General features: G+C 57.3%; 8 protein-coding genes. All 8 read right to left on the minus strand.

All coding sequences use genetic code 11. The features are described from left to right. Positions 1 to 56: 56 nt before the first annotated feature. The 8 genes from QVO43_RS04790 to QVO43_RS10135 all read right to left on the minus strand — a co-directional run bounded on the left by QVO43_RS04790 (position 57) and on the right by QVO43_RS10135 (position 5,705). Entirely contained in the window at positions 57 to 926 is an 870-nt protein-coding gene (locus QVO43_RS04790) for a M48 family metalloprotease (RefSeq protein ID WP_022487442.1), read from the minus strand. Positions 927 to 1,082: 156 nt separating this feature from the next. After that, on the minus strand, positions 1,083 to 2,267 hold the full coding sequence (locus tag QVO43_RS04795; protein WP_022487443.1) for a pyridoxal phosphate-dependent aminotransferase: 1,185 nt from the start codon (positions 2,265 to 2,267) through the stop codon (positions 1,083 to 1,085). 87 nt (positions 2,268 to 2,354) lie between these two features. Next, positions 2,355 to 2,804 (minus strand): GatB/YqeY domain-containing protein, encoded by a 450-nt coding sequence (locus QVO43_RS04800; RefSeq protein ID WP_022487444.1) that lies wholly within the window; start codon positions 2,802 to 2,804, stop codon positions 2,355 to 2,357. 36 nt (positions 2,805 to 2,840) lie between these two features. Next, positions 2,841 to 3,017: a 30S ribosomal protein S21 gene (gene rpsU / locus QVO43_RS04805; RefSeq protein WP_012938095.1), complete on the minus strand. Its 177-nt coding sequence runs from the start codon at positions 3,015 to 3,017 to the stop codon at positions 2,841 to 2,843. Positions 3,018 to 3,124: 107 nt separating this feature from the next. Then, a complete protein-coding gene (locus QVO43_RS04810; RefSeq protein WP_022487445.1) occupies positions 3,125 to 3,460 on the minus strand; it encodes a histidine triad nucleotide-binding protein in 336 nt (111 codons plus the stop codon). Between the two features lie 27 nt (positions 3,461 to 3,487). Further along, positions 3,488 to 4,801: a tRNA (N(6)-L-threonylcarbamoyladenosine(37)-C(2))-methylthiotransferase MtaB gene (mtaB, locus tag QVO43_RS04815; RefSeq protein WP_022487446.1), complete on the minus strand. Its 1,314-nt coding sequence runs from the start codon at positions 4,799 to 4,801 to the stop codon at positions 3,488 to 3,490. Between the two features lie 12 nt (positions 4,802 to 4,813). Next, positions 4,814 to 5,548, minus strand: a complete 735-nt coding sequence (locus QVO43_RS04820) for a 16S rRNA (uracil(1498)-N(3))-methyltransferase (protein ID WP_022487447.1) — start codon at positions 5,546 to 5,548, stop codon at positions 4,814 to 4,816. Position 5,549: 1 nt separating this feature from the next. Next, positions 5,550 to 5,705 (minus strand): 50S ribosomal protein L11 methyltransferase, encoded by a 156-nt coding sequence (locus QVO43_RS10135; RefSeq protein ID WP_022487448.1) that lies wholly within the window; start codon positions 5,703 to 5,705, stop codon positions 5,550 to 5,552. Between the last annotated feature and the right edge of the window lie 4 nt (positions 5,706 to 5,709).

Consider the following 5,709-nt stretch of genomic DNA (forward strand, 5'->3'; position numbering starts at 1 on the left):
TTATACACAATAAGAAGAACCTGGCCGAAGGAAGCCAGATGCGCCCCTTCTGCCTCTCACATCCCGCTCTCCTCCCGGATCCGCTCCAGCCGGTCATCGGTGGCCGGGTGGTCAGAGAGCATCCTTCCAAAGAATCCCAGTTGGGGATTGTGGTACATGGTATCCAGCTTGGCCAGGCCGCTGTACAGTTCCGGCCCCAGGCCCAGCTGACAGGCGTAGGCGTCGGCGGCATATTCATCCTGCCGGGAACAGTACCGGTTGAACAGGGTGAGAGGCCACCCCAGCAGCCAGTTCCCCAGCCGGAGGATGAAGTTCATCACGATGCAGAAGAACACCAGGATGAACCCCAGCACAGGGATGAACTGGAGCACCGTCAAAAGAGCCAGGAACAGGCTGTAAATCCGGAAACAGGCCCGGTTGGCCGTGGACATGCCCCAGAGCAGCAGCAGTTTCCAGGTGTGTCCCTTCTGCAGGTGGCCCATTTCGTGGGCCAGGATCCCGGACAGCTCCTCCACGGTGAAATACTGGAACATGGGCTCATTGACGATGATGTTGTTGTCACCCAGGGCACAGGCGTTGAAGGATTTTTCCGGATTCACGTACAGATGGAAGGTCTCCCCTTCCAGTCCGCCCCGGCGGATCACCGGCTCCAGAGCCTGTTCCAGCACCTGCCGGTAAGGGCCCTGGGCGGATTTCCACCCGCTGGTGAAAATCATCACCCGCTGAAAAAAGGGCAGCTGCATCAAAAGCCCCGGCACCAGGATCAGTACCGTCATCAGCCACTGCTGCCAGCCGGGGCTGGCATCCAGGGTCCGGAGGGTCTCCGGCGGCAGGAAGAAAGCCGCCAGAAGCAGGAAAAACGGGCTCCACAAAGACAGGAGCAGGTAGTTCACAAAGAAAGAAACGATCATCAAAAGGGCGCTCACCGTGCTCCCTCCTCTTCACATACAGAAGCGGGCCGCCCGGCATGCGGCCCCTACGGGTTCGTGGAAGCCGTCAGGCTCCTGACTGCGTTCATCGGCTCCGTAGGGGTTCCACGCCGGGAAACCCGCCTTAAACCGGTCCGTTATGCGTAAACGATTTTATTTATATTCCTCCGCCAGCTTCTTGAACAGGGGCAGGGACTTTTTGATGGTGTCATAGCTGATGCAGTAGCTGGCCCGGAAATACCCCGGGCAGCCGAAATCCGTACCCGGCACCAGGAGCAGGTCGTACTTTTTGGCCCGTTCGCAGAAGGCGTAGTCGTCCTCTTCCAGGCATTTGGGGAACAGGTAGAAGGCCCCCTGGGGCTTCAGCACTGTGAACCCGGCTTCTTTCAGGCCCTGATACAGCAGCTGTCCGTTCCGTTCATAGGGAGCGATATTGGACGGCTTCCCGGCGCACCGGGCCACCACCAGCTGCCACAGGGAAGGGGCGTTCACATGGCATTCCACCCGGGCTGCCCCGGCAATGGCTCCGAACATTTTGGCAAAATCCGCCACTTCACCGGGCACCACAATATAGCCGATCCGTTCCCCGGGCAGGGAGAAGGATTTGCTGTAGGAATAGCACACCAGGGTGTTCTTGTAGTACAGAGGGATGTAAGGCACCTGGATATCCCCGTAGACGATTTCCCGGTAGGGTTCGTCGGCGATGATGAAAATGGGATGGCCGTATTCCTTTTCCTTCTTTTCCAGCACCGCTGCCAGGTTCCTGATGGTCTCTTCCGAATACACCACACCGCTGGGGTTGTTGGGAGAGTTGACGATGACCCCTTTGGTGTGAGGCGTCACCAGTTTTTCAAAGGCGGCGAAATCGATCTGGAAATCTTCCGTCCGGGCGGGCACCACTTTCAGGCTGGCCCCGGTGGATTCCACAAAGCACCGGTATTCCGGGAAGAACGGGGCAAAAGCGATGAATTCATCCCCCTCTTCCGCCAGGGCCTTGAAGCAGATGGTAATGGCCGCAGCAGCGCCCCCTACCATGAACAGGTTGGCCCCGGTGAAATGGGTGCCGAACCGGCGGTTGATGTCCTGGGCCAGGGTTGCCCGGACTTCCGGTTTCCCGGGGGCCACGGTGTAGCTGTGGATGGCCTGGGGCGGCAGTTCGTTCATGATGTCGATGACCGCTTCCTTGATGTAGTCAGGGGCCGGCACATTGGGGTTCCCCAGGCTGAAGTCGCAGATGTTCTCCGCTCCCACTTCTTTGGCCCGTTTCTGGCCGTATTCAAAAATGGTCCGAATGGTGGATTTTTTCGAACCCAGTTCATACATTTTCTCGTTTACCATAAGATCACCTGTGTTTCTGTGTAGAGTTGGTATTATTATAGCATAAAAAAAGGGACCGTTGCGCAAGCAACAGTCCCTTTCCTCTTCTCAGCCCAACAAAGCCTTTACCATGGCATTCACCCGCTGGCCGGTTGCCTGGCCTTTGGTCCGTGCCATGACGGTGCCCATGACCTTGCCCATATCCTTCATGGATTTGGCTCCGGTCTTTTCAATGGCTTCCGCCACAATGGCCTTCAGTTCGTCATCGCTCAGCTGCTGGGGCAGATACTTCTTCAGCACTTCGATTTCCTGCTGATTTTTCTCCACCACATCAGGACGGTTGGCGTCCTTGACCTCTTTGATGGTATCTTCTCTCTGTTTGACTTCCTTCATGATGACAGCCAGTACAGCGTCATCCTTCAGTTCTGTCTTTTCGTCAATTTCCTTGTTCCGAATGGCAGCCCATACCATACGCAAAACGGCCAGCCGAAGCTTGCCGTTTTCCCGGTCTTTCATGGCCTGTTTCATATCGGTTTGCAGAATCTCTCGTAAAGACATCTTCCACGCCCCCAAATCAAATCAAGTCAATGAAGATTATCTGGATTTGCGTTTTCTAGCAGCTTCAGACTTCTTTTTCCGTCTTACGCTGGGTTTTTCATAGTGTTCGCGTTTTCTTACTTCGGACAGGACGCCCGCTTTCTGCGTAGCCCGTTTGAAACGGCGCAGAGCGCTGTCCAAAGATTCGGTTTTGCCAACTCTGATCTCAGTCATCTATATCCCTCCCTCCACGATCTCTTTCGGGAAGTGTAATTTAACATTAACACCTAGCCATTATACCGTAAAAATGCAGTCTCTGTCAACAGAAAATCTGCCTTTTCTCAGCAGGGAGGCCATCCCAGTTCCTTGCCGCCCAGAATGTGGAAATGGAGGTGTGGGACAGTCTGTCCCCCTTCCACGCCGGTGTTCACCACAATCCGGAAGCCTTTTTCGGCAATGCCCAGTTTCTTTACGATCTCAGGCAGTACCTTCTTCACATGGACCAGGATCTCAGGGGATGCGGTGAGGATATTCTCCGTATGTTCCTTGGGAATCACCAGCACATGGACCGGCGCCCCGGGATTCAGATCGTTGATTACGATCACCTGGTCATCTTCGTAAACCCGTTTGCTGGGGATCTCCCCGGAAACGATTTTGCAGAATACGCAGTCAGTCACAGTCTCACCCCCTGTTCATGGAATATCTTATATTATATCACCCTTCAGCCCGTCCTCAAAGAGCTTTTCCAGGCGAACGGGAGAAATTTTTCCCTTCATGTTTTCCGGGCTGTCCGCATACACCCGTACATACCCTGGAGTGAGCCCTTCCCACAGGCCGTTCTTTTTATTCCGGCGCTCCCAGAGCACGGTGCTTTCCCGGCCGATCTGTGCCTGCCGGTAAGCCAGGTTCCCTTCCCGGTCCACTTCTTCCAGCCGGTGGACCCGGTCCTGTTTTTCCTGGTTGGAGATCTGGTCCGGCATCACCGCCGCCGGGGTCCCCTTCCGCTGGGAATAGGGGAAAATATGGATCTTGCTGAACCGGCACTGGCGGATAAAGTCCAGGGAGGCCTGGAAATCCTCTTCCGTTTCGCCGGGGAAGCCCACGATCACGTCGGTGGTAATGGCCACATTGGGTACCAGGTTCCGGATCTTCTCCAGCAGCTGGGCGAATTTGGCCGTGTCATAAGGCCGGTGCATCCGTTTCAGGGTGCTGTCGCAGCCTGCCTGGAGGGGCAGATGGAGATGGGCGCACAGCCGGGGCTCTTGGGCCATCAGTTCCAGCAGGGCATCTTCCACTTCCACGCTTTCCAGGCTCCCCAGCCGCAGCCGGGGCACCTGGGGCTGTGCAGAAAGAGCCGCCTTCACCGCGTCGGACAGATGGGGTCCCCCGGGGATTTCCTTCCCATAGCAGCCCAGATGGATGCCGATCAGGACGATTTCCTTGTACTGTTCCGCCGTCAGCTTGGCCACTTCTTCCCGGATGTTTTCCAGGGACCGGGAGCGGAGATGGCCCCGGGCGTAGGGGATGATGCAGTAGGCGCAGTACTGGTCGCACCCTTCCTGGATCTTCAGGAAGGCCCGGTTCCGGCTGGCATCCACTGCCGCATCCAGTTCTTCGAATTCCCGTCCCACCGGCAGGTCGTGGACCGCGTTGATGGGGGCTTCTTCCGGGCTTTCTCCCAGCCGTTCCCGGACCAGTTCCACCACCTTGCTCCGGTCCTGGTTCCCAATGATCAGGTCCACCCCGTCGATGTGGACCACTTCGTCAGGAGAAGTCTGGGGATAGCAGCCGGTGACCACGATCAGAGGCTTGGGATCCCGCCGGGCCGCCCGGTGGATGATCTTCCGGCTCTTGCTCTGGCCCATGTTGGTCACCACGCAGGTGTTGATGAGACAGATGTCCGCCGGCTCCTCGAAATCCACGATCTCATAGCCCGCATCCCGGAACAGTTTCTCCATGGATGCGGTATCCGACTGGTTCACCTTGCATCCCAGTGTATAAAAAGCGATTTTCTTCATGCTGTGTTTTTCTTATCCTCCCAAATTCCCTGTTTCGTACATAATGGCCGTAAGGGTGGCCAGAGCCGCCGTTTCCGTCCGCATGATCCGGGGCCCCAGGCTTACCGAATGCCAGCCCAGTTCCTGGGTCAGGGCGAATTCGTCCTTGGAGATGCCCCCTTCCGGACCGATCAAAAAGGCGATGGAGGCTGCTTCCTTATGGGCCGCCAGCACCTCCCGGATCCCCCGGGTGTCTTCCACTTCATAGGCCACGATCTTCAGTTCCGCCGGACACTGGGTCACAATGTCCCGGAACCTGGCCGGCAGGGCCACCTGGGGAATGATGTCCCGTTTGCTCTGCTTGGCCGCCGCTTCGGCGATTTTCTGCCACCGTTCCTGCTTTTTGGCCGCCTTGGCCGGGTCCACCTTCACCACCGAATGGTCCATGATGGCCGGGCGGATCTCCGTGACCCCCAGTTCGATGGCCTTCTGGATCACCCATTCCAGTTTGTCCTGTTTGGGCAGCCCCTGGATCAGGGTCACTTTCACCGAAGGTTCGTGGCTTTTTTCCAGGGTTTCCACCAGAGCCAGGTCTACCCGGTTTTCCCCGAAGCCGGTGATCTTCATCACCGCCGCCACCTGGTCCAGGCTTACGATCTGGAGCTGTTCCCCCAGCTTCATCCGCAGCACATGGGTGATGTGGTGGGCGTCCTGGCCGTCGATGAACATGGTTTCCCCGAAATCCCGGGGTACAAAGAACCGGTACACGTCAGCCTTCCTTTCCCATGGTCACGGCACACCAGCCCGCCTTCCGTTTCACATCCAGGAAGGTGAAGCCGTTTTCCCTGGCCGCTTTCTCCACATCCGGCAGCCGTTCCTCGATGATGCCGCTGGCCAGGAACCGGCCGTTCTGCCGCAGCTTCACCGCC

Source organism: Acidaminococcus sp. CAG:542, from assembly GCF_000437815.1.
Classification (GTDB): Bacteria; Bacillota; Negativicutes; order Acidaminococcales; family Acidaminococcaceae; genus Acidaminococcus.

Excerpts from the sequence above, each read along its gene's own strand:
- QVO43_RS04795 (WP_022487443.1), bottom strand. The coding sequence starts at position 2,267 with ATGGTAAACGAGAAAATGTATGAACTGGGTTCGAAAAAATCCACCATT.
- QVO43_RS04800 (WP_022487444.1), bottom strand. The coding sequence starts at position 2,804 with ATGTCTTTACGAGAGATTCTGCAAACCGATATGAAACAGGCCATGAAA.
- rpsU (WP_012938095.1), bottom strand. The coding sequence starts at position 3,017 with ATGACTGAGATCAGAGTTGGCAAAACCGAATCTTTGGACAGCGCTCTG.
- mtaB (WP_022487446.1), bottom strand. The coding sequence starts at position 4,801 with ATGAAGAAAATCGCTTTTTATACACTGGGATGCAAGGTGAACCAGTCG.